The organism is Actinoplanes sp. NPDC051470 (genome assembly GCF_040682035.1).
Classification (GTDB): domain Bacteria; phylum Actinomycetota; class Actinomycetes; order Mycobacteriales; family Micromonosporaceae; genus Actinoplanes.
The window spans coordinates 193686-216070 of record NZ_JBFBAA010000015.1; the positions used below are offsets into that span (position 1 = coordinate 193686).

General features: G+C 70.1%; 21 protein-coding genes. 14 read left to right on the top strand and 7 right to left on the bottom strand.

Annotation, left to right across the window (positions count from 1 at the left end):
* Nucleotides 1-4: 4 nt before the first annotated feature.
* The 3 genes from AB0M54_RS26270 to AB0M54_RS26280 all read left to right on the top strand — a co-directional run bounded on the left by AB0M54_RS26270 (nt 5) and on the right by AB0M54_RS26280 (nt 2617).
* Nucleotides 5-1039, top strand: a complete 1035-nt coding sequence (locus AB0M54_RS26270) for an ABC transporter ATP-binding protein (protein WP_364318621.1) — start codon at nt 5-7, stop codon at nt 1037-1039.
* Complete coding sequence (locus AB0M54_RS26275; protein WP_364318623.1) at nt 1032-2039, top strand: dipeptide ABC transporter ATP-binding protein; 1008 nt, start codon at nt 1032-1034, stop codon at nt 2037-2039. Before AB0M54_RS26270 ends, AB0M54_RS26275 begins: the two co-directional genes overlap by 8 nt.
* A 164-nt stretch (nt 2040-2203) precedes the next feature.
* A complete protein-coding gene (locus AB0M54_RS26280) occupies nt 2204-2617 on the top strand; it encodes a hypothetical protein (protein WP_364318625.1) in 414 nt (137 codons plus the stop codon).
* Between the two features lie 45 nt (nt 2618-2662).
* Here AB0M54_RS26280 and AB0M54_RS26285 read toward each other — a convergent pair whose 3' ends face one another.
* Nucleotides 2663-3109, bottom strand: a complete 447-nt coding sequence (locus AB0M54_RS26285) for an Hsp20/alpha crystallin family protein (protein WP_364474217.1) — start codon at nt 3107-3109, stop codon at nt 2663-2665.
* 121 nt (nt 3110-3230) lie between these two features.
* Here AB0M54_RS26285 and AB0M54_RS26290 point away from each other — a divergent pair, with 121 nt between their 5' ends.
* Nucleotides 3231-3980 (top strand): hypothetical protein, encoded by a 750-nt coding sequence (locus tag AB0M54_RS26290; RefSeq protein WP_364318629.1) that lies wholly within the window; start codon nt 3231-3233, stop codon nt 3978-3980.
* Between the two features lie 139 nt (nt 3981-4119).
* Here the strand turns inward: AB0M54_RS26290 and AB0M54_RS26295 are convergent, their stop codons facing one another.
* From AB0M54_RS26295 to AB0M54_RS26305, 3 genes are all read right to left on the bottom strand, one after another.
* Nucleotides 4120-4497: a hypothetical protein gene (locus tag AB0M54_RS26295; protein ID WP_364474219.1), complete on the bottom strand. Its 378-nt coding sequence runs from the start codon at nt 4495-4497 to the stop codon at nt 4120-4122.
* A gap of 804 nt (nt 4498-5301) precedes the next feature.
* Nucleotides 5302-5592, bottom strand: coding sequence for a chorismate mutase (locus tag AB0M54_RS26300; RefSeq protein WP_364318633.1), 291 nt, complete (start codon nt 5590-5592; stop codon nt 5302-5304).
* A 213-nt stretch (nt 5593-5805) separates the two neighbouring features.
* The gene (locus tag AB0M54_RS26305; protein ID WP_364474221.1) at nt 5806-7608 is read right to left on the bottom strand and encodes a bifunctional metallophosphatase/5'-nucleotidase; all 1803 of its coding nucleotides are present in this window, start codon (nt 7606-7608) and stop codon (nt 5806-5808) included.
* 144 nt (nt 7609-7752) lie between these two features.
* On the opposite strand from AB0M54_RS26305, the gene pcrA reads away from it, so the two are divergent.
* Nucleotides 7753-10155: a DNA helicase PcrA gene (gene pcrA, locus AB0M54_RS26310; RefSeq protein WP_364318637.1), complete on the top strand. Its 2403-nt coding sequence runs from the start codon at nt 7753-7755 to the stop codon at nt 10153-10155.
* Here pcrA and AB0M54_RS26315 read toward each other — a convergent pair.
* Together AB0M54_RS26315 and AB0M54_RS26320 are read right to left on the bottom strand one after the other, a co-directional pair.
* Nucleotides 10152-11195, bottom strand: coding sequence for a M23 family metallopeptidase (locus AB0M54_RS26315; RefSeq protein ID WP_364474223.1), 1044 nt, complete (start codon nt 11193-11195; stop codon nt 10152-10154). The two genes, pcrA and AB0M54_RS26315, sit on opposite strands and share 4 nt — an antisense overlap.
* A gap of 241 nt (nt 11196-11436) precedes the next feature.
* Nucleotides 11437-12138: a M23 family metallopeptidase gene (locus tag AB0M54_RS26320; protein WP_364318640.1), complete on the bottom strand. Its 702-nt coding sequence runs from the start codon at nt 12136-12138 to the stop codon at nt 11437-11439.
* A gap of 410 nt (nt 12139-12548) precedes the next feature.
* Between AB0M54_RS26320 and AB0M54_RS26325 the strand changes: the two genes are divergently transcribed.
* The 4 genes from AB0M54_RS26325 (at nt 12549) to AB0M54_RS26340 (ending at nt 16802) form a co-directional block, all read left to right on the top strand.
* Nucleotides 12549-12953, top strand: a complete 405-nt coding sequence (locus AB0M54_RS26325; RefSeq protein ID WP_364318642.1) for a cobalamin B12-binding domain-containing protein — start codon at nt 12549-12551, stop codon at nt 12951-12953.
* A 351-nt stretch (nt 12954-13304) separates the two neighbouring features.
* Nucleotides 13305-14483 (top strand): ADP-forming succinate--CoA ligase subunit beta, encoded by a 1179-nt coding sequence (gene sucC / locus AB0M54_RS26330; RefSeq protein ID WP_364318644.1) that lies wholly within the window; start codon nt 13305-13307, stop codon nt 14481-14483.
* A 4-nt stretch (nt 14484-14487) separates the two neighbouring features.
* Nucleotides 14488-15369: a succinate--CoA ligase subunit alpha gene (gene sucD, locus AB0M54_RS26335; protein WP_364318646.1), complete on the top strand. Its 882-nt coding sequence runs from the start codon at nt 14488-14490 to the stop codon at nt 15367-15369.
* A 77-nt stretch (nt 15370-15446) separates the two neighbouring features.
* Nucleotides 15447-16802, top strand: a complete 1356-nt coding sequence (locus AB0M54_RS26340) for a DUF6350 family protein (RefSeq protein ID WP_364318648.1) — start codon at nt 15447-15449, stop codon at nt 16800-16802.
* A gap of 51 nt (nt 16803-16853) precedes the next feature.
* On the opposite strand, the gene AB0M54_RS26345 is transcribed toward AB0M54_RS26340, so the two are convergent.
* Nucleotides 16854-17123, bottom strand: coding sequence for a DUF4190 domain-containing protein (locus AB0M54_RS26345; RefSeq protein ID WP_364474225.1), 270 nt, complete (start codon nt 17121-17123; stop codon nt 16854-16856).
* Between the two features lie 164 nt (nt 17124-17287).
* Here AB0M54_RS26345 and purN point away from each other — a divergent pair, with 164 nt between their 5' ends.
* From purN to AB0M54_RS26370, 5 genes are all read left to right on the top strand, one after another.
* Nucleotides 17288-17905, top strand: a complete 618-nt coding sequence (gene purN, locus AB0M54_RS26350) for a phosphoribosylglycinamide formyltransferase (protein ID WP_364474227.1) — start codon at nt 17288-17290, stop codon at nt 17903-17905.
* Nucleotides 17902-19458, top strand: coding sequence for a bifunctional phosphoribosylaminoimidazolecarboxamide formyltransferase/IMP cyclohydrolase (purH, locus tag AB0M54_RS26355; protein ID WP_364318653.1), 1557 nt, complete (start codon nt 17902-17904; stop codon nt 19456-19458). Before purN ends, purH begins: the two co-directional genes overlap by 4 nt.
* Nucleotides 19455-20057: a pentapeptide repeat-containing protein gene (locus AB0M54_RS26360; protein WP_364318655.1), complete on the top strand. Its 603-nt coding sequence runs from the start codon at nt 19455-19457 to the stop codon at nt 20055-20057. Before purH ends, AB0M54_RS26360 begins: the two co-directional genes overlap by 4 nt.
* A gap of 47 nt (nt 20058-20104) precedes the next feature.
* Nucleotides 20105-21055: a malate dehydrogenase gene (mdh, locus tag AB0M54_RS26365; protein WP_364474229.1), complete on the top strand. Its 951-nt coding sequence runs from the start codon at nt 20105-20107 to the stop codon at nt 21053-21055.
* 96 nt (nt 21056-21151) lie between these two features.
* Nucleotides 21152-22366 (top strand): NADP-dependent isocitrate dehydrogenase, encoded by a 1215-nt coding sequence (locus tag AB0M54_RS26370; protein WP_364474231.1) that lies wholly within the window; start codon nt 21152-21154, stop codon nt 22364-22366.
* The last annotated feature ends 19 nt before the right edge of the window (nt 22367-22385 follow it).

The following is a 22385-nucleotide window of genomic DNA, read 5'->3' on the forward strand; positions in this document are numbered from 1 at the left end:
CGACATGACCGATATCAGAGCCGACCTGGATGTGCTGCCCGAGGTGGACCCGCGGGCGCAACTGCTCGAGGTCAACGACCTGCACGTGGAGTTCCGCACCCGGGACGGCATCGCCCACGCCGTGAACGGGGCCAACTTCCGGCTCGAGCCCGGCGAGACCCTGGCCATCCTGGGCGAGTCCGGCTGCGGCAAGTCGGTGACCGCCCAGGCGATCATGGGCATCCTGGACACCCCGCCCGGCTACATCACGAAGGGCGAGGTGAAGTACCGCGGCGTCGACCTGCTCAAGCTCAACGAGGAGGCGCGCCGCAAGGTCCGCGCCAACCGGATCGCGATGATCTTCCAGGACGCGTTGTCCGCGCTGAACCCGGTGTTCACGGTCGGCTTCCAGCTCGGCGAGCTGTTCCGCAAGCACCGCGGGATGAGCCGGGCCGACGCCCGGAAGCGGTCCATCGAGCTGCTCGACCAGGTCCGCATCCCGGCCGCCAAGGACCGGATCGCCGACTATCCACATCAGTTCTCCGGCGGCATGCGGCAGCGCGTCATGATCGCCATGGCGATCGCTCTCGACCCCGAGATCCTGATCGCCGACGAGCCGACCACGGCGCTCGACGTGACCGTGCAGGCCCAGATCATGGGGCTGCTCGCCGACCTGCAGCGCGAGCGTGAGATGGGCCTGATCCTGATCACGCACGACATGGGCGTGGTGGCCGACGTGGCCGACCGCATCTCGGTGATGTACGCCGGCAAGGTGGTCGAAGAGGCGCCGGTCTACGACATCTACGAGCGCCCGGCCCACCCGTACGCCAAGGCCCTGCTCGCCTCCATCCCGCGGCTCGACATGAAGGGTCAGCAACTCAGCGTGATCCGCGGGCTGCCACCGATGCTCACCAAGATCCCGCCGGGCTGCGCCTTCAACCCGCGGTGCGCGTACGCGCGGGACGAATGCCGGCAGGACCCGCCGCCGCCGGCCTACGACGTAGCGCTCGGCCGCACCGCCCGGTGCCACTTCTGGAGGGAGGTGATCGGCAGTGAGTGAGGTCGTTCTCGAGACACAGGGTCTGGTCAAGCACTTCCCGATCACGCAGGGCATCGTCCTCAAGACCAAGGTCGGCGCGGTCCGCGCGGTCGACGGCGTGAACCTGCAACTGCGCAAGGGCGAGACGCTGGGCGTGGTCGGCGAGTCCGGCTGCGGCAAGTCCACCCTGGCCAAGCTGCTGGTCGGGCTGGAGAAGCCGACCGCCGGCTCGGTCAACGTGCGCGGCGAGGACATGGTGCGCATGCGCGGCGGGGCGCTGCGGCGGGCGCGGCGGCACATCCAGATGGTGATGCAGGACCCGTACACCAGCCTCAACCCGCGGATGACGGTCGGCGACATCATCGGCGAGCCGTTCGAGATCCACCCCGAGGTGACGCCGCGCAAGGGCCGCGAGAAGGCGGTCCGCGACCTGCTGGACACGGTCGGACTGAACCCCGAACACATCAACCGCTACCCGCACCAGTTCTCCGGCGGCCAGCGGCAGCGCATCGGCATCGCCCGCGCGATGGCGCTCAAGCCCGAGATCATCGTCTGCGACGAGCCGGTCAGCGCGCTCGACGTGTCCATCCAGGCGCAGGTGATCAACCTGCTGGAGGCGCTGCAGGACGAGTTCGGGCTGTCGTACATCTTCATCGCGCACGACCTGTCGGTGGTGCGCCACATCGCCGACCGCGTCGCGGTGATGTATCTCGGCAAGGTGGTCGAGATCGGCAACGACCAGCAGATCTACGAGGAGCCGACGCACCCGTACACCCAGGCCCTGCTCTCCGCCGTGCCGGTGCCCGACCCACGCCTGCGCGGCCGTCGCGACCAGATCGTGCTCGAGGGTGACGTCCCGTCGCCGGCCAACCCGCCGTCCGGCTGCCGCTTCCGCACCCGTTGCTGGAAGGCCGAGGACATCTGCGCCGAGCAGGAGCCGCTCCTCGAGGTGCGCGAATCGTCGTCGCATCCGAGCGCCTGCCACTTCGCCCGCCCGCGCGACGTGATCCACGCTTCGTAGGACAAGACCGATGTCGTGGCGGGGTGGGTGGTGCAGACCGCTGCTCCCGCCGAGGGCCCGTCCGGGCGGCCGCACGCTTCGCTTCCGCGGCCGCCCTCCGGGCGACCTGCGTAAGTGGTTGCGCTCTTTTTCCACCGGGCGGTTAGCCTCGGAAGATGGGCAACATGCGCATCGATGCGTTGGACGTCCTGATCGGACGGTGGAGGTTGACCGGCCGGACCGACGGGTCCGAGTTCGACGACATCGTGGGCGAACACACGATCACCACGCTGCTGAGCGGTCGCATGCTGCAACTCGCCGGCGGCCTCCAGGTGGGCGAACACCTGATCGACAGCATCGAGCTGATCTGGGGCGTCCGTGACGGCTTCCGGTCCCACGTCTACGACGGCCACAACCCGCCGCTCGACTACACCTGGACCATCGACGGCAACCAACTCACCCACGCCGGCCTGGGCATGACCTACCGAGGCACGGTAAGCGCCGACGGCAACACCATCATCGGCCGCTGGAACGCCGACCCCGATCGCCCCGACATGGCGCACGCCGCCTACGAGGCGATCATGCGTCGCATCCGCTAGCCGAAGGCCCGCATCACTGGGATGCGGGCCTTCGGTCAGTCTGTTCTATGTGGTCAACACCTTCGCGTCGTCGTGCTCGCGAGCGGCCACCGTGATCTTGCGGGGCTTGGCCTTCTCCGCGATCGGGACCCGCAACACCAGCACGCCGTTGTCGTAGGTCGCGCTGATGTGCTCGGTGTCCAGCGCCTCGCCGAGGAAGAGTCGGCGGGCGAACACCCCGAGCGGCCGCTCGGACAGTTGGGCCACGGCGTCACCGCCGAGATCAACGGGCCGCCGCTCGGCGCGAACGGTCAGCACCTCACGCTCCACGTCGATGTCGATCGCGTCGCGGTCAACGCCAGGCAGATCGAACGCGATCACCAGCTCATCCCCGTGCCGATAGGCGTCGATCGGCATGGCCGACGGCCGCGACCACGTGCCGGCCTCAGGCGACCCGAACATCTGCTGGGCGATCCGGTGGATCTCGGTAAAGGGCTCGCTGCGCATCAACATGGTTGCCACCTCCCGGGTCTCGACTTGAACAGTTAATGCGCGATAGATTCTTTGTACCTCGTCGTCGCAACGATGACAAGCAAGTAGTCATCAAAACGATGACAAGTTCCTGGAGGCTGTGATGGTGACCAAGCTGGTGGCAGCAGTAGCCCTGATCGAGGAGGTCGCAACCCGAGCCGCCACAGCCCGCGCCGCCTCACCTGACCCGGCCAACTCAAGCCCAGCCGACGTGCGCCAGGCCAACTTAGGCCCGGCCGAGTCGGGTCCGACCGGGGTAAGCCCAAGCCAGGTCGTTCTGGCCGACATCGGGCCGGCGGGGATGAGCTCAGGTGAGGTGGCTGGGGTTGGGCCGGCCGAGGTGTTGGACGCGCTGGTGGTGCTGCGGCGGGCGCAGAATGAGCTGGCCGCGCTGGAGCCGGAGTTGGTCGCGGCCGCGCGCGCCGCCGGGGTGTCCTGGCAGGAGCTGGCCCCGGCTCTCGGGGTGGGCAGCCGGCAGGCGGCGGAGCGGCGCTTCCTGCGTTCACTGCCGGCCGCATCGGAGACCCGGCAGGACGATCGGGTGCGCGCCGAACGCGACCGCCGCGCCGGCCAGCGCGCAGTCGACCGCTGGGCCAACGAGCACACGGTCGACCTACGCCGCCTGGCCGCGCAGGTCACCGCCCTGACCGACCTGGGCGCCGCGGCCGCCCCCCACGTGGACCGCCTGCATGAAGCTCTCGGCGCCACCGATGCCACCGACCTGCCGCACCTGCTCACAGAGGCCGTGCGCCACCTCGACGCCCACCCCGACCTGGCCACCCGAATCGACGAAATGTCCGCCGACACCGACCGAGTTCGCGAGGAAACCCAACGCCACCGTGACAGCCGCTGAATCCGCCTGGCCGACCTCAGCTGCTGAATCCGCCTCGCGGACCTCGGCCGCTGACGCCGCGTCGCCGTCCTCAGCCGCTGACGCCGCGTCGCCGACGTCGGCCGCCGAAGCCGGGTCGCCGAAGCCGGGTGGCCGGACCTCAGCGGCGGGCGCCGAGGTCTGCGGTCACCATCGATTCGAGTTCGTTCCCGCAGCGCAACAGCATGGCCGCGATCTCGTCGAACTGCTCAGCGTCGGCACGCCCACCCCGCCACATGGCTCGCAGCGCACCCTGACTGATCGCAAGCTGAGCGGCGGCCGCCTCAACCAGCCGCACATACTCCTCGCGCCGATCCGCCGCAGCGAACAGCACCGACCCCCGAGCCGCCCGCAACGGCTCCCCGGCCCGGCCGAACACCGCCTCCACATCACCCCCGGCCTGGTCAGCCCCGATCCAGGCGAGCACATGCTCCAACTCAACCGCGGCCACCGTCATCCGCCCGATAGCCGCAAGCGTCCCCTCCGACAGCTTCTCCACGCCGAAAACCTACGCCAGAACCACCCGCCCCCCACCAACCACACCCGCTTCGCCGCACCGTCGCCCCGGCCGACCGCACCCGCCCCGGCCGGCCGCACCCGCCCCGGGTGACCGCACTCGCCCGGGTGACCGCGCCGTCGGCCGGCCGGACCCGCCCCAGGTAACCGCATCCGTCCCGGCCAACCGCACCCGCCCTGGCTGACCGCGCCGCCGGCCCGTCCCGGCCAACCGCATCCGGCCGGCCAGCCGTATCCGCCGGCCAACCTCACTCGCAGCCGCACCGGCACCGGCACCGGCCGAGCGCCGGAGCTGACGGGGACGAGGCCCGACGCCTCACCGCCCTGGCCGAGGTGGTCGACGGCCTCGCAGGTGCGCCCGCTCGGCCGACCGCATCCAACCTCAGCCGTCACGAGCCCGGCCACTGCTCCACGGCCCCTTGCTCTGAGCACACAAACGCGTCACTGCGATGTTGCCGGTTTCCGGGTGGTGCCCATATGTGCTCAGAGCAAAGGGCGCGAAGATGCGTGTCGCCCTACGCGCTCAGGGCAAGCGGGCGGTGGGGGGTTGGGCGCGGAGCGCCCGGGGGTGACCACTTACGCAGAATGAAGGTCGCGCGGCTCTGGTTTGGACGCGCAGCGGCCAGGAGCCGGGCGACCGGCCTCGGCGGGAGCTGCGGTCTGACACACCCACCCAGCTACGACCTCAAGCTCTTGATCTTGTTCTGGGTGGGGAGGAAGACGGGGGCCGCGGTGTGCCACCCGCCCGGCCGCGATGTGCAGGCCTTGAGCCGGGTGGGGAGGGCGCCTAGAGGGGGCCGCGGCCGGCGCGGAGGATCATGAGGGCCACCTGGGTGCCGTCGGCGCCCAGGGCGTTGCGGAAGCGTTCGACGATTTCGCGCTCGCGGCTCAGGACCAGGCGGGTGCCGCCGCTGGCCATGCGGGTCTTGCCGACCTGCTGGGAGAGGCGGGCGCGTTCCAGCCACAGGTCGATGATGGCCTGGTCGATCTCGTCGATGCGCTCGCGGGCGGCGCGGATCTCGTCGGCGGCCATGGGCTCGTCGGTGCCGGTCGGCTGGGCGATCAGTTCGGCGTTCAACTGGGGCTCCTCGGATGCGGAGGCTGTGGGCGCCGGGACAGACTCAAGCCCCGGGCCGTCGAGCCCGGGGCTTGGTGGAAGTCTGTCGTTCAGGCGCATTCCACGGCGGCCGGAGCTCCGGTGCCGTAGGTAAATCGCGCCCGCTGAATCACGACGCCGAGTATGCCCCTGGCCCGGGCGGTCTCGCAAGGAAATCGCCCGAACCGTGGGAACTCAGCTGATCAGGGTGATCCGGTTGGCGGGGCCGGGGGCCACGGGGGCTCCGGCGCCGAGGTAGGCGGTCAGGGCGTCGACGTCGAAGCCGGGCGCGGTGACCCGGTTCGTGCCCTGGCTGAGGTTGGTGAAGCCGTCGCCACCGTTGGCCAGGAAGTCGTTGGTGGTGACGCGGTAGGTGGCGGCCGGGTCGATCGGGGCGCCGTTCAGGGCCAGGTTGCTGACCTTGCTGCCGGGCGCCGCGCTGGTGCTGTAGGTGTACGTGAGACCGGCCGACGGCTGCAGGATGCGCTGGGTGGTCTGGCCGCCGAAGCCGACGAACTGCTGCTCCAGCACGTTCTCGAGCTGCGCCCCGGTGAATGTCTGGGTGACCACCAGGTTGTTGAACGGCTGGACGGTGAACGCCTCGCCGTAGGTGACCGCGCCGCGGGCCTCGGCGCCGCTCGGCGCGTAGGCCAGGGAGGCGCGGACCCCGCCGGGGTTCATCAGGGCGATCTGGGCGCTCGCGCTGGTCCTCGTGTACGCCAGCTGGGCGTCCGCGATGACGTCGCCGAGCGGGCTCTCGCCGCTGGGCCGCGCGTCGCGGACGATGTCGCCGGTGATCTGGCCGACGACCCGGTTGGCGATCGGGGCGACCGCGACCCGGTACTTGTCGGCCACCCGCTTGGCGTTCGCGTCGACCGTGGCCGGGTTCTTCACGAACGCGCCCGCGGCGTCGGTCTGCCAGGTGCCGTCGGGGTTGCGCACGCCGTTCTCGACGATCACGTTGCGGGCCGCGATCGCGGCGAACTTACGCGTGCGCTTGTCCAGCGTGTAGTCGATGTCGGTGATCAGCTGGCCGTTGGAGCCTGCGCTGGTGACCACCGCGGTCCCGCCCCGGGTGGGCAGCGAGCAGCTGTAGAACCGGTGGGTGTGACCGGAGACGACCAGGCCGAACTCGGGGTTGAGGCCGGCCACGATCGGCACGATCGGGCCGCTGAAATTGGCGCAGCCGCTCGGGTCGGCGGTGTTGCCCTGGCCGCCGCCCTCGTGCACCAGCAGCACCTGCGCCTTCACGCCGAGCAGCTTGAGCACGTTGCCCCACTTGTTGGCCGTCTCGACCTCGTCGGCGAAGGTGACGCTCTGGATTCCGGCCGGGTTCACGATGCCGGGGGTGCCCTCGAGGGTCATCCCGACAAATCCGACGGGTACGCCGTTGACGAGCTTGATGTCGATCGGCGGCAGGATCGGCAGCTTGGTGCGCTTGCTGATGGTGTTCGCGGCCAGGTAGGTGAACTTCGCCCCGCGGAACCCGTCGCCGTCCTGGCACCCGTCGACCGGGTGGCAGCCGCCGCGCTGCATGCGGAGGAGCTCGTCGACGCCCTCGTCGAACTCGTGGTTGCCCACCGAGCTGACCTGGAGGCCGACCTCGTTCATCAACTCGATCGTCGGCTCGTCGTGGAAGGCGGCGCTGACCAGCGGGGTGGCGCCGATCAGGTCGCCGGCGCCGACGGTCAGCGTGGACCGGCCGTCGGCGCGGCCCTCGGCGCGCAGCTTCTTGAGCCAGGTGGCGAGGTATTCGACGCCGCCCGCGGGGGTGCCGTTGACCGCGGCGCCGCTGCCCGCGGGCGGGTCGATGGCGCCGTGGAAGTCGTTGTAGCTGAGGAACTGCCCCTTGACCGTGCTGCCGTGCGGCAGCCCGTAGTTCACACTCACCGGCGTGAGGCCGGTCGCGGCGGCCGGGCTGCTCGTTTGCGGGATGACGGCGATGACGGCCAGTGCCAGGGCCGGCACCACCAGCCGGCTCAGAACGCGGTGTCTCATATGTGGTTCTCCCCGAATCATCGTTTGGGAACGCCACTCACTCTGGTTGATCGACGCAGGTCACCGCTACCTCTTGTGGATGACAAAACGGTTGTCCACAGGCCCGGGAAGTTGTCGTAGGCCGGGCATAGACTTCACGCCGTCATGCGAACGATCCCGGAAAACCCCCAGCTGCCCTTCGGTGCCCCGCCCGTGAAGCAGGAGCGGAAGCCCGCCCGCCGATTCGACTCCGCCGCGCTGCTCGACGGCCTCAACGGCCCCCAACGCGACGCGGTCACCCATGCCGGGTCGCCGCTGCTCATCGTGGCCGGCGCCGGGTCGGGCAAGACGCGGGTGCTCACCCACCGCATCGCCTATCTGCTGGGCGAGCGCGACGCGCATCCCGGCGAGATCATCGCGATCACGTTCACCAACAAGGCCGCCGGTGAGATGAAGGAGCGGGTGGCCGCGCTGGTCGGGCCGCGGGCCCGGCTGATGTGGGTGTCCACGTTCCACTCGGCCTGCGTGCGCATCCTGCGGGCCGAACACGATCACGCCGGGTTGAAGAGCACCTTCTCCATCTACGACGCCGACGACTCGCGCCGGCTGATGACGCTGGTCGCCCGCGAGCTCGACCTCGACCCGAAGAAATACCCGGCCCGTGGCCTGGCCGCGCAGGTGTCGAACCTGAAGAACGAGCTGGTCGAGCCCGAGGAGTTCGCCGACCGGGCCAAGGGGCCCAACGAGCGGGCGGTCGCCGAGGCGTATGTGCTCTATCAGCGCCGCCTCAAAGAGGCGCACGCGCTCGACTTCGACGACATCATCATGACCACGGTCCACCTGCTCCAGTCCCACCCGCATGTGGCCGAGGCCTACCGCCGCCGCTTCCGGCACGTGCTGGTGGACGAATACCAGGACACCAACCACGCGCAATACACGCTGGTCAAGGAGCTGGTCGGCCCGGGTACGCCGGAGCTGCCGCCGGGCGAGCTGTGCGTGGTCGGCGACGCGGACCAGTCGATCTACGCCTTCCGCGGCGCCACCATCCGCAACATCCTCGAGTTCGAGCGCGACTACCCCGACGCGCGCACCATCCTGCTGGAACAGAACTACCGCTCGACGCAGACCATCCTGTCGGCGGCCAACGCGGTGATCGACCGCAACACCTCCCGCAAACCCAAGCGGCTGTGGAGCGACCAGGGGGCGGGCGAGCAGATCGTCGGGTACGTCGCCGACACCGAACACGCCGAGGCCGACTGGGTGGCCCGCGAGATCGACCGGCTGCACGACAAGGACGACGTGCGCCCCGGCGACGTGGCCGTCTTCTACCGCACCAACAACCAGTCCCGGGTCTTCGAAGAGGTGTTCATCCGGGTCGGCCTGCCGTACAAAGTGGTCGGTGGCGTGCGCTTCTACGAGCGCAAAGAGGTCCGCGACGCGCTGGGCTACCTGCGGGCGATCGCCAACGACGACGACACGGTCAGCATCCGCCGGGTGCTCAACACGCCCAAGCGCGGCATCGGTGAGCGGGCCGAGGCGTGCGTCGAGGCGCTGTCGTCACGGGAACGCATCTCGTTCGGGCAGGCGCTGCGCCGGGCCCGCGAGGCGCCGGGCATCGCCAACCGCTCGGTGAACAGCATCCTCGACTTCGTGCAGGTGCTCGCCGACCTGCGCGAGATGGCCCGCACCGCGCCGCCCGAAGAGGTGCTCGAGGCGGTGCTCCAGCGCTCCGGGATGCTCGCCGAGCTCGAGGAGAGCATCGACCCGCAGGACCAGGGCCGGGTGGAGAACCTGCAGGAACTGGTCAGCGTGGCGCGGGAATACACCGAACGCGTCGAGGCGCAGGCCGACGAGGACGAGCCGCAGCGGGCGACGCTGGAGGGCTTCCTCGAGCAGGTGGCGCTGGTCGCCGACGCCGACCAGCTGCCCGACGACGACCCCGACCACCAGGGCGTGGTCACGCTGATGACGCTGCACACGGCCAAGGGGCTGGAGTTCCCGGTGGTGTTCCTGACCGGGCTGGAAGACGGCGTCTTCCCGCACATGCGGGCGATGAGCGACAACACCGAGCTCGAGGAAGAGCGCCGGCTGGCGTACGTGGGGATCACCCGCGCGCGGCAGCGGCTCTACCTGTCCCGGGCGGTCACCCGGTCGGCGTGGGGGCAGCCGCAGTACAACCCGCCGTCCCGGTTCACCGACGAGCTGCCGACCGAGCTGGTCCGGTGGGAACGCACCGGGTCGTCGTATACGTCCTGGTCGGGCACGGGCGGCGGGGTGGGTGGCCGCGGTGGGGGAGACCGGTCGCGCGGCGGGGGCTTCTCCGGGGGTACGCCGAAAGCGCAGCGCCTGGCCGAACGGCTCGGCATCGACGGCAGCAAGCTGGCCACGGCGAGCGATCTGCCGCAGGCGCCCAAGGTCGAGGCCGGCGACCGGGTCAACCATCAGCGGTACGGGCTGGGCCGGGTGCTCGTCGTCGAGGGGCACGGGCCGGGGGCGCGGGCGCAGGTCGACTTCGGCGACCAGGTGATGTGGCTGATCCTGCGCCACGCCCCCATCGAAAAGCTCTAGTGGTCGTGGGTGTCGGCGGAGGCGGTGGTCTCGCTGCACCCGGGGATGTCCACGCCGTGGGCGCGCATCCAGGCGGTGGGCTCGATCGGGTTCTTGTAGTGGCCCTGGTGCACCTCGAAGTGCAGGTGCGGTCCGGTCGAGTGGCCGGTGGAGCCCTCGAGGCCGATCTCCTCGGCGGCCTTCACCTGCTGGCCGACCGTGACCGTGATCGCGGACATGTGCCCGTAGTGGGTGAGGAACCCGTTGCCGTGGTCGATCAGCACCGCGTTGCCGTAGCCGCCCTCCTCGCCGGCGGCGACGACGACGCCGGCGCCGGCCGCGCGGATGCGGGTGCCGTGCGGGGCGGCCAGGTCCACGCCCGCGTGCAGGCGGCCCCAGCGCTGGCCGAAGCAGGAGGTCACGGAGGCCTCGGGCAGCGGGTTCACCCACGCGGCGGCGGTGACGGTGACCACGACCGGCTTCGGCTTGGGCAGCGGCTTCGGCTTGCGCAGGGCGGGGGCGGACGACCGCTGCGGGGCGTCGGAGAGCAGATCCTCGGTGGGGGTGACGGCGTCGCGGACGGCGAGGTCCTCCTTGATCGCGTTGTGCGCGGCGGTGCCGGGCAGGTCGGTGGCCGGGTCGGCGGCGGGTTGCTCGGTGGCGGCCTTGCGCCGCACCGGCTCGGCCATCACGGTGCCGTCGGCGCGGCTGGGTGAGGCTACGGCGGCGACACCGACGCCCAGGCCGGCCACGCCCACACCGATAGCCAGGGCGGCGGCCACGATCGCGTGCCGGCCGCGTTCGCCGAGCAGGGCCGGGGCGGTGAGGGAGAAGGAGCGCGCCGGGCGCACGGTGGTCGCGACCCGGGGAAGCAGGTCGGCCGGGGTCAGGGGCGCGGCCGAGGCGAGCAGGTCGAGGTAGGCCAGCTCGGCGTTGGAGGCCGACGCGGGGGAAGCCGGGGTCAGGGGCGCGGCCGAGGCCAGCAGGTCCAGGTAGGCCCGCATGCCGGCGTCATCGGAGTGGTTGTCCACGGCGGTGGCGGTAACGGCATGAAGCTGCACGACGGGCGACCCTCCAGAGATCCACGACAGTCCGACACCTGAGCAGTCGGCAGGGCCGCGGGACCATGAAGCCGAATCGAGGGTGACGCCCGACATCCAACTCAGCTGCAACCGACTTGACCCCCGAAGGGGTCAATGTGGCGGGAGGGACGTTTGGGTGGGTCTGAACGGGCAAGACCGTGAACGTACGTCAGTACGCGGCGTCAGTCAGGGTGTGGCGGGAGGGGGTGGAGCGGTGCGATCAGGAGGAGTAGATCGACTGGATCTCGAGCTTCACGTCGACGCCCCGCTCGCGGAGGAACGGGATCGGGTCGACGGGCTGGCCGCCCTCGTGGATCTCGAGGTGCAGGTGGGTGCCGTACGAGTAACCGGTGTTGCCGACCTGGCCGAGCACCTGCCCGGCCTTCACCTTGTCGCCGGTCTTGACCAGCAGGCGACGGGAGTGGGCGTAGACCGCCTCGGTGCCGTCGTCGTGCTTCACCGTGACGGCGAAGCCGTACCCGCCGTCCCAGCCCGCCTTGGTGATGGTGCCGCCGTGCACTGCCTTGTAGGGGATGCCCTCGCCGGCGGCCAGGTCGATGCCGGAGTGAAGCTTGCCCAGCCGCATGCCGAACGGCGCGGTGAACTGGAAGTCTTCGAGCGGCAGGACCCAGGCGTTGGCCTCGGCGTCGGCGAGCGTCGTGACCTCGTCGTCGCGGTCGGAGCGGTCGGCCTTGTCGTTGTTGCGGGCCTCGATGTCCTGGGAGATCTTCGCCGAGTCGAGGTTGTGCAGAACGGCGGGGCTGACGTCCTTGGTGTCGGGCAGGTTCGAGGCGCCCAGGGCGACGACGCTGGCGCCGACGAAAGCGGCCGTTCCGACAACCGCGTAACGGCTGCGCGGAGGTGTGGGTACGCGTCGGCGACCGCGATAGCGATCGGGCTCGGATGACAAGCGCTGACGCACGTACGATCCTCCGTCGACACCCATATAAGGACCGGCTCTCGGTTCTACCCCTAGGGGCGGGAATCCGGGTTGGCCGGGCGTCTTCCGGGGGTTATCCGGTTGACAGCCGTGGGCCACGGTAACGAAGCAGCGTCCGTGTCACAAGTCGCACCGCCAATTCCCTGACAGTTCCGGAACGGCCTTGCGCAGTGAATGTCCGGATTCGTAGCCTTCCTAGCGACACGCTGCCAGCGTGTCGTCACGTTCCGCCCACGAATTCCATAAATACATTGGCACGTGCGCGGAGTGATGTATCAAACACGTACGGACACCGTCGGTGCTCGGCCGACATGCTTACTCCGTACCCCCTTGGGGGTTACCGTTCGTTAAGGTGAGTCCGACCGGGGCCGTTCGTCGAGGAGGGGTCGAGGATGCAGGCACGGATCAGGGTCGTGGTGGCCAAACCGGGGCTGGATGGCCACGACCGCGGGGCCAAGGTGGTGGCGCGTGCTCTGCGTGACGCCGGCATGGAAGTCGTCTACACCGGGCTCCATCAGACCCCGGAGCAGATTGTGGAGACCGCGATCCAGGAGGACGCCGACTGCATCGGCCTTTCCGTGCTCTCCGGGGCACACATGACGCTGTTCCGCAGAGTGATGGAGCTATTGGCGGAACGTGACGCAGCCGACATTGTCGTGTTCGGCGGCGGCATCATTCCCGAGGACGACATCGCGGAATTGCGGAAACTCGGCGTCGCTCAGATATTCACACCGGGCGCGACCACCGCATCCATCATCGAATGGGTTCGCGCCAATGTGGCGACGCCGGTGGCGTGATGACCAGCGTAAATAGCCGTCCTCAGCCCCCACCACCACCCATGCCTGACTAAAGGCAGAGCCTAAAAGGTGAGAGGCCGGACGCACCCCTCACACGTCCGGCCTCTCTATGCACGATGCCCCGCCGCCACCCCTCGACCGACAGGGCATCGGCCGTTCTCGCCGGTTCGCTCAGCGCTCCGACATCACTCTCAACGACGCCCTTGACCGGGGGTTACGCGAGTCCGGCGAAGTTCCCGTACGGGTCATCGGTGTGCCATCTCGCACAGCTCGCACCCGCGCGGGTGCGGCCCTCGGCCGGGTGGCTAATCTCCACGTGAGGCGGCCCGGAACCGGGACGGAAGGAGACACGTGGACCTGTTCGAGTATCAGGGGCGTGACCTGTTCGAACGGCACGGCCTGCCCGTGCTGGGCGGCGGCGTCGCAGAGACCCCGCAGGAGGCGCGCGCCATCGCCGAGCGTCTCGGCGGCAAGGTGGTCGTGAAGGCCCAGGTGAAGGTCGGTGGCCGCGGCAAGGCCGGCGGCGTGAAGCTGGCCGACGGGGCGGACGAGGCGGAGGCCCGCGCCACCGACATCCTCGGGATGGACATCAAGGGCCACACCGTCAACAAGGTGATGCTGGCCGAGACCGCGGACATCAAGGAGGAGTACTACTTCTCCTACCTGCTCGACCGGGCCAACCGCACCTTCCTGTGCATCGCCAGCGTGGCCGGCGGCATGGAGATCGAGCAGGTCGCCGAGGAGCAGCCGGACCGGGTGGCCAAGGTCGCGATCGACGCGAATCTCGGTGTGGACGAGGCCAAGGCGCGCGAGATCGTGGCCCAGGCCAAGTTCCCGGCCGAGGTGGCCGAGCACGTCGTCGACATCGCGGTGAAGCTGTGGGCCGCCTTCGTGGCCGAGGACGCGCTGCTGGTCGAGGTCAACCCGCTGGCCAAGGTGGGCGACGGCCGGGTGCTGTGCCTGGACGCCAAGGTCACGCTGGACGAGAACGCCGGGTTCCGGCACCCCGACCACGAGGCGCTGGTCGACCAGTCCGCGGTCGACCCGCTGGAGCAGGCGGCCAAGGCCAAGAACCTGAACTACGTGAAGCTGGACGGCGAGGTCGGCATCATCGGAAACGGCGCCGGCCTGGTCATGTCCACGCTCGACGTGGTGGCGTACGCGGGCGAGGCGCACGGCGGCGTGAAGCCGGCCAACTTCCTCGACATCGGCGGCGGGGCCAGCGCCCAGGTGATGGCCAACGGCCTCGAGGTGGTGCTCTCCGACCCGTCGGTGAAGTCGGTGTTCGTCAACGTCTTCGGCGGCATCACCGCCTGCGACGAGGTGGCCAACGGCATCATCCAGGCCCTGGCCCTGCTCGGCGAGCGCGGCGAGCAGGTCACCAAGCCGCTGGTGGTCCGGCTCGACGGCAACAACGCCGAGGCCGGGCGCGCGATCCTGGACGGCGCCAACAACCCGCTGGTCGAGCGGGTGGACACGATGGACGGAGCGGCCGAACGCGCCGCCGAGCTCGCGGCTGCGGGGAAGTGACGTAATGGCTATCTGGCTCACCAAGGACTCCAAGGTCATCGTCCAGGGCATGACCGGCTCCGAGGGTTCCAAGCACACCCGCCGGATGCTCGCCGCCGGCACCAACGTCGTGGGCGGCGTCAACCCGCGCAAGGCGGGCACCAGCGTTGACTTCGACGGCACGTCGCTGCCGGTGTTCGCGTCCGTCTCCGAGGCGATCAAGGAGACCGGCGCCGACGTGTCGGTCATCTTCGTGCCGCCGGCGTTCACCAAGGCCGCCATCGTCGAGGCGATCGACGCCGAGATCCCGCTGGCCGTGGTGATCACCGAGGGTGTGCCGGTGCAGGATTCGGCGGCCGCCTGGGCGTACAACATCGCCAAGGGCGAGCGGACCCGGATCATCGGGCCGAACTGCCCCGGCATCGCGTCGCCGGGCTCCTCCAACGCCGGCATCATCCCGGCCGACATCACCCCGGCCGGCCGGATCGGGCTGGTCTCCAAGTCCGGAACGCTGACCTACCAGCTCATGTACGAGCTGCGGGACATCGGCTTCTCCACCTGCGTCGGCATCGGCGGCGACCCGGTCATCGGCACCACCCACATCGACGCGCTCAAGGCCTTCCAGGACGACCCGGAGACCGACGCGATCGTGATGATCGGTGAGATCGGCGGCGACGCCGAGGAGCGGGCGGCCGACTTCATCAAGGCCAACGTCACCAAGCCGGTGGTCGGCTACATCGCCGGCTTCACCGCGCCGCCCGGCAAGACCATGGGCCACGCCGGCGCGATCATCTCCGGCTCGGCCGGCACCGCGGACGCCAAGAAGGTCGCGCTGGAGGCCGCGGGGGTCAAGGTCGGCAAGACGCCGAGCGAGACCGCGCGGCTGATGCGCGAGATCATGAGCTGACTTTCGCGTACGCACGACGACGCGCCGTCCCGATAGAAGGGGCGGCGCGTCGACGTTTCTGCCTAAAGTAGGCGGCAATGCCAGACACGCCCGATCAGACCGACGACTCGATGGCTTCCACGGCCACCGGGGCGGCGCACGACGCCGCCCGCGAGACCGTCCGGGTCGATCTGGCCGACCACAAGACCCGGGTGGTCGACACCGGGGCGCGGCCGACCGTGCCGCTCGACCGCGCCAACCACCCGACCGTCAAGGTTCCCGCCCAGCGCCGCCCCCGGGGCCGCCGAGGCGCGCCGCTCCCGGTCGCGGCCGGCTTCGCCACGCTCTGGGCGGCCCTGCTCTGCTACCTGCCGGTGGCCGCGATCGTCGGCCTGTCCCGCACCTTCGAGGGCGCGGGCGGGCTGGGCGGCGCGGCGGCCGGCGGGCTGGCGGCGTGGCTGCTCGGGCACGGCGTGCCGCTGGGCACCGCGATCGGCCCGGTGTCGCTGGCGCCGCTGCTGATCACCCTGCTCGCCGCCTGGCGGCTGAACCGGGCCGGGCTGCACGTGACCCGGGCCATCGGCGCCCGCCGCAGCGGCTCGCCCCGGGCGGCGTTCCTGGTCGCCGGCACGGTCGGCCTCTGGTACGCGGTCTTCGGCGCGCTCGCCGCGATGCTGCTCAGCGGGCCGGGCCTCGAGGTCAGCCCGGTACGCGCGGCCGGGCAGCTGTTCCTGATCGGCACGGCGGCGGCCCTGATCGGCTCGCTGCGCGGCACCGACGCCGTGGTGGTGCTGGCCGGCTCGCTGCCCAGACCGGTGCGGCACGGGTTGCGTACGGGCGTGGTGGCGACGCTGTTCCTGCTGGCCGCCGGCGCCGCGTTCACCGGGCTGTCGGTGGCGGTCGGCGGCGGCGAGGCGGCCGACATGATCGCCGCCTACCGCACCGGGGTGGCCGGGCAGGCCGGCATCACCCTGGTCAGCCTGGCCTACGGCGCCAACGCCGTGATCTGGGCGACCGCCTACCTGCTGGGCCCGGGCTTCTCGCTGGGCGCCGGCGCCGGGGTGAGCCTGACCGAGGTCACCGTCGGCCCGTTGCCCACGCTGCCGCTGCTGGCCGGGCTGCCCGCCGGGCCGATGGGCGGCGTCGGTGTGCTGCTGCTCGCCGTCCCGGTGCTGGCCGGGGCCTGCGCCGGCGTGATGCTGACCACCCGGCTGCGCCGCGACGAGCCGGACGAGCCGGGCCTGGGGCTGGTGCTGGGTTCGGCGGTCCTCGCCGGTCCGGCCGGTGGCCTGCTGATGGGCCTGCTGGCCTGGTTCTCCAACGGGTCGCTGGGCGGTGGCCGGCTGGCTCAGATCGGCCCCAACCCGTGGCTGGTCGGCGCCCTGGCGGCCGCGGTGATCGCGGTGTCCGCGGGAATCGGCGCGGCGGCCACTCGTACGCTGCTCAAGAAATAGAAACGCCCCGGCCGGATCGGCCGAGGCGTTCCTGTCGAACCGTGCGTTATATCAGCTGCCGCCGACGAGGCTCGAGAGCGCGCCCGTCGCCGCCAGGATGATGTTGAGGATCAGGCCGAGCACCAGGATGCCGAAGGTGACGTAGGCCAGTGTCGGGGGCTTGCCGACCTTCTTCGCCTCGTTGAGGCACAGGATCGCGAAGACGATGCCGAGCGGCCAGCACAGGAACGCGAAGACGATGCCGAGGACGCCCCACAGCGTCACCTTGTCGTTACCGCTCGCGGCCGGCGGCTGCTGTCCGTAGTAAGGGGGTGGCGTCACGTTTCTTATCCTCCGTGCTTGCTGTTCGCTGTGAACATGATGAAAGAGACGGGCAGCGTAACCGATGATCAGCGGTTTGTGGTGTCCGCTGGTGGACCCGGTTCGGAAGTGTCGCGAAGGGTGCCCGGAAGGGAGGCCGACCGGCCGGGAGATAGGGTGCTCAGGTGACTGACCCCGCGCCCGCCCGCCTGGTCGTCCTCGTCTCCGGCTCCGGCAGCAACCTCCAGGCCCTGCTCGACGCTTCCGCCGATCCGGCGTACGGAGCGAGGGTGGTCGCCGTCGGCGCCGATCGTGACGGCATCGCCGGGCTCGACCGCGCCGCCGCGGCCGGTGTGCCCACCTTCGTGGCGAAGCTCAAGGAGTTCGCCACCCGGGCCGACTGGGACGCCGCGCTGACCGCGCTGGTCGCCGAGCACAAGCCCGACCTGGTCATCTCGGCCGGCTTCCTCAAGCTGGTCGGGCCGGAGTTCCTGGCCGCGTTCGGCGACCGGTACGTCAACACGCACAACGCGTTGCTGCCGTCCTTCCCGGGCATCCACGGCCCGCGTGACGCGCTCGCCTACGGCGTGAAGGTCACCGGCGCCACCCTGTTCTTCGTCGACGCCGGCGTCGACACCGGGCCGATCATCGCCCAGGTCAGCGTCCCCGTGCTCGACGACGACACGGAAGAGACGCTGAGCGAACGCATCAAGGTCGCCGAACGCGCCCAGCTGGTCGAGCAGGTCGGCCGGCTGACGCGTGAAGGGTGGACCATCTTGGACCGAAAGGTACGGATTCCATGATTGACGGCCGTCGTCCGATCAAGCGGGCACTGCTGAGCGTCTACGACAAGACGGGTCTCGTCGAGCTCGCGCAGTCGCTGCACGGCGCCGGCGTGCAGATCGTCTCGACCGGCTCCACGGCCGGGAAGATCGAGGCGGCCGGCGTGCCGGTCACCCGGGTCGAGGAGCTGACCGGGTTCCCCGAGTGCCTGGACGGCCGGGTCAAGACGCTGCACCCGCGGGTGCACGCCGGCCTGCTCGCCGACCTGCGGCGGCCCGACCACGAGCGGCAGCTGGCCGAGCTCGACATCGAGCCGTTCGACCTGCTGGTCAGCAACCTGTACCCGTTCACGCGGACGGTCGCCTCCGGCGCGAGCGAGGACGAGTGCGTCGAGCAGATCGACATCGGCGGCCCGGCCATGGTGCGCGCGGCGGCCAAGAACCACCCGAGTGTGGCCGTGGTGACCTCGCCCTCGGCGTACCCGCTGATCGGTCAGGCCCTCGACGAGGGCGGATTCACGCTGACGCAGCGCAAGCACCTCGCGGCCCGCGCCTTCGCCGAGATCGCCGAGTACGACGTGGCGGTGGCCAACTGGTGCGCCACCGTGCTCGCGCCGGACGAGTGGCCGGAGTTCGCCGGCCTCGCGCTGAAGCGGGAGACCGCGCTGCGCTACGGCGAGAACCCGCACCAGCAGGCCGCGCTCTACGTCGACCCGGCCGCGCCGCTCGGGCTGGCGCAGGCCGAGCAGCTGCACGGCAAGGAGATGTCCTACAACAACTACGTCGACGCCGACGCGGCCTGGCGCAGCGCCAACGACTTCACCGACCCCTGCGTGGCGATCATCAAGCACGCCAACCCGTGCGGCATCGCGATCGGGTCGGACGTGGCCGAGGCGCACCGCAAGGCGCACGCCTGTGACCCGGTGTCGGCGTTCGGCGGCGTGATCGCGGTCAACCGTGAGGTGACCGTCGCGCTGGCCGAGCAGATCGCCGACATCTTCACCGAGGTGATCGTGGCGCCGTCGTTCGCGCCGGCCGCGCTGGAACTGCTGCGTGAGAAGAAGAACCTGCGGGTGCTGGTCGCGCCGCCGTGGGCGCCCGCGCCGGCCGAGATGAAGCAGATCGGCGGCGGCGTGCTGGTGCAGATGGCCGACCGGATCGACGCCACCGGCGACGACCCGGCGAACTGGACGCTGGCCACCGGGGCCGCGGCTTCCGCCGACGTGCTCGCCGACCTGGCCTTCGCCTGGCGGGCGATCCGCAGCGTGAAGAGCAACGCGATCCTGCTCGCGCACGACGGCGCCACCGTCGGTGTCGGGATGGGTCAGGTCAACCGGGTCGACGCGGCCCACCTCGCGGTCTCCCGGGCGGGCGCCGAGCGGGCCGCGAATTCGGTGGCCGCGTCGGACGCGTTCTTCCCGTTCCCGGACGGGCTCGAGGTGCTGCTGGCCGCGCGCGTGAAGGCGGTCGTCCAGCCGGGCGGGTCCATTCGCGACAACCTGGTCATCGAGGCGGCCGAGAAGGCCGGCGTCACCGTCTACTTCACCGGAACGCGGCACTTCTTCCACGGATGAGCTCCGACCAGGTAGTGCACAACGAGACCTTCCGCGGGAAGGACTGGGCTCTCGCCGACGAGAGCCGGGTGCACTACGAGGACTGCGCGTTCCACGACATCGACTGGTCCGAGTCGACGCTGACCGCCTGCACGTTTACCCACTGCCAGTTCGGGAACGTCCGGTTCAACGCGGCCACCTTCGTGCGGACCGCGATCCTGCGCTCGACGATCACCCGGTGCTCGTTCTTCGACGCCACGTTCACCGACTGCAAGCTGACCGGCACCCAGTTCCTGGACTGCTCGCTGCGCCCGCTCACCGTCGACGGCGGCGACTGGGGGTTCACCGGGCTCCGCGGCCAGAACCTGACCGCGGTCAAACTGGCCGGCCTGCGGCTGCGCGAGGCCGACCTGACCGGCGCCGACCTGACCCGGGCCGACCTCAGCGGCGCCGATCTGAGCAGCGTGCAACTCAAGGATGTTGTGCTGAAAGGCGCCGACCTGCGGGGCGCGAACCTCGACGGGGTCGCGCTCAAGGGCGTCGACCTCACCGGCGCGAAGATCGACCTGGCTCAGGCGGTGTTGTTCGCCTCGGCCTACGGAGCCGTGGTCTCAGGCTGATTTCACGGCTGATACGTTCGGCGAAAAAGATGACTGGGAGTGAAAGCATGGGCAAGAAGGTCACTGTCGTAGGCGCCGGCTTCTACGGGTCCACGACCGCACAGCGACTGGCCGAGTACGACATCTTCGACACCGTGGTGCTCACCGACATCATCGACGGCAAGCCGGCCGGCATCGCGCTCGACCTCAACCAGTCCCGCGCGGTCGAGGGCTTCGAGACCAAGGTGATCGGCGCCACCACCGGCCCCAACGGCGAGGGCTACGAGGCCATCGAGGGCTCCGACGTGGTCGTGGTGACCGCCGGCCTGCCCCGCAAGCCGGGCATGAGCCGCATGGACCTGCTCGAGGTCAACGCCAAGATCGTCCGCCAGGTCGCGGAGAACATCGCCAAGTACGCCCCGAACGCCGTCGTGATCATCGTCTCCAACCCGGTCGACGAGATGACCGCGCTGGCCCAGATCGCCACCCAGTTCCCGCGCAACCGGGTCTTCGGCCAGGCCGGCGTGCTCGACACCGCCCGGTTCACCAACTTCATCGCCGAGACCCTCGCGGTGCCGGTGAAGAGCGTCGAGGCGCTCACCCTGGGCTCGCACGGCGACACGATGGTGCCGGTGCCGTCCAAGTGCACGGTCAACGGCAAGCCGCTGTCCGAGCTGCTGCCGGCCGAGAAGATCGAGGAGCTGGTCACCAAGACCCGCAACGGCGGCGCCGAGGTGGTCGCCCTGCTCAAGACCGGTTCGGCCTACTACGCGCCGTCCGCCGCGGCGGCCCGCATGGCCAAGGCCGTGGCCGAGGACAGCGGCGCGGTCATGCCGGTCTGCGCCTGGGTCGACGGCGAGTACGGCATCAACGGCGTCTACCTGGGCGTGCTGGCCGAGATCGGCGCGACCGGTCTGAGGAAGGTCGTCGAGACCGACCTCACCGACTCCGAGGTGGCCGGCCTGAAGGAGGCCGCCGAGGCGGTCCGGGCCAAGCAGGCGGACGTCGCCAACCTCTGATTCCGCCTGGTGTGACCGGGGCCGTCGGCGCGGCGGCCCCTCATCCAGTACGCTCGTACTGCTTAGACGTGAATCGCGGGAAGGGAGCGCCGGCCGATGGCGAAGATCAAGGTCAACAACCCGGTGGTGGAGCTCGACGGCGACGAGATGACCCGGATCATCTGGAAGCAGATCCGGGAGCAGCTGATCCTGCCCTACCTCGACGTCCCGCTCGAGTACTACGACCTGTCGATCCAGCACCGGGACGAGACCGACGACCAGGTCACCATCGACGCCGCCAACGCCATCAAGCAGCACGGCGTCGGCGTCAAGTGCGCGACCATCACGCCCGACGAGGCGCGGGTCGCCGAGTTCGGCCTCAAGAAGATGTGGCGGTCGCCCAACGGCACGATCCGCAACATCCTCGGCGGCGTCGTGTTCCGCGAGCCGATCATCATGTCGAACGTGCCGCGGCTGGTGCCGGGCTGGACCAAGCCGATCATCATCGGCCGCCACGCCCACGGCGACCAGTACAAGGCGACCGACTTCGTGGCGCCCAAGGCCGGCAAGTTCACCATGACGTTCACGCCCGAGGACGGCTCCGAGCCGATGGAGTTCCTCGTCGCCGACTTCCCGGCCGGCGGCATCGGCATGGGCATGTACAACTTCGACGAGTCGATCCGTGACTTCGCGCGCGCCTCGTTCCGCTACGGCCTGGCCCGCAACTACCCGGTCTACCTGTCGACCAAGAACACGATCCTGAAGGCGTACGACGGGCGCTTCAAGGACCTGTTCGCGGAGATCTTCGAGACCGAGTTCGCCGACCAGTTCCGCGAGGGCGGCCTGACCTACGAGCACCGCCTGATCGACGACATGGTGGCCGCCGCGATGAAGTGGGAGGGCGGCTACGTCTGGGCGTGCAAGAACTACGACGGCGACGTGCAGTCCGACACGGTCGCCCAGGGCTTCGGCTCGCTCGGCCTGATGACGTCGGTCCTGATGACCCCCGACGGCCGTACGGTCGAGGCCGAGGCGGCGCACGGCACGGTCACCCGGCACTACCGGCAGTGGCAGAAGGGCGAGAAGACCAGCACCAACCCGATCGCCTCGATCTTCGCGTGGACCGGCGGCCTCAAGCACCGCGGCGTCCTCGACGAGACCCCCGCGGTGACCGAGTTCGCCGAGACCCTCGAGCGGGTCTGCGTCGAGACCGTCGAGGGCGGCCAGATGACGAAGGACCTGGCCCTGCTCATCTCGCGCGACGCGCCGTGGCTCACCACCGACGAGTTCATGAACGCCCTCGACGAGAACCTGGCCCGCACGCTGGCCTGAAACCCCTTGTCGGGTACGC

Bases quoted from the DNA above. Each gene is read 5' to 3' on its own strand.
- purH (WP_364318653.1), top strand. From the start codon at position 17,902: ATGATTGACGGCCGTCGTCCGATCAAGCGGGCACTGCTGAGCGTCTAC.
- AB0M54_RS26270 (WP_364318621.1), top strand. From the start codon at position 5: ATGACCGATATCAGAGCCGACCTGGATGTGCTGCCCGAGGTGGACCCG.
- AB0M54_RS26285 (WP_364474217.1), bottom strand. From the start codon at position 3,109: ATGTTGATGCGCAGCGAGCCCTTTACCGAGATCCACCGGATCGCCCAG.
- sucD (WP_364318646.1), top strand. From the start codon at position 14,488: ATGGCTATCTGGCTCACCAAGGACTCCAAGGTCATCGTCCAGGGCATG.
- mdh (WP_364474229.1), top strand. From the start codon at position 20,105: ATGGGCAAGAAGGTCACTGTCGTAGGCGCCGGCTTCTACGGGTCCACG.
- AB0M54_RS26305 (WP_364474221.1), bottom strand. From the start codon at position 7,608: ATGAGACACCGCGTTCTGAGCCGGCTGGTGGTGCCGGCCCTGGCACTG.
- AB0M54_RS26290 (WP_364318629.1), top strand. From the start codon at position 3,231: ATGGTGACCAAGCTGGTGGCAGCAGTAGCCCTGATCGAGGAGGTCGCA.
- AB0M54_RS26325 (WP_364318642.1), top strand. From the start codon at position 12,549: ATGCAGGCACGGATCAGGGTCGTGGTGGCCAAACCGGGGCTGGATGGC.
- AB0M54_RS26370 (WP_364474231.1), top strand. From the start codon at position 21,152: ATGGCGAAGATCAAGGTCAACAACCCGGTGGTGGAGCTCGACGGCGAC.
- AB0M54_RS26360 (WP_364318655.1), top strand. From the start codon at position 19,455: ATGAGCTCCGACCAGGTAGTGCACAACGAGACCTTCCGCGGGAAGGAC.
- AB0M54_RS26340 (WP_364318648.1), top strand. From the start codon at position 15,447: ATGCCAGACACGCCCGATCAGACCGACGACTCGATGGCTTCCACGGCC.
- AB0M54_RS26280 (WP_364318625.1), top strand. From the start codon at position 2,204: ATGCGCATCGATGCGTTGGACGTCCTGATCGGACGGTGGAGGTTGACC.
- pcrA (WP_364318637.1), top strand. From the start codon at position 7,753: ATGCGAACGATCCCGGAAAACCCCCAGCTGCCCTTCGGTGCCCCGCCC.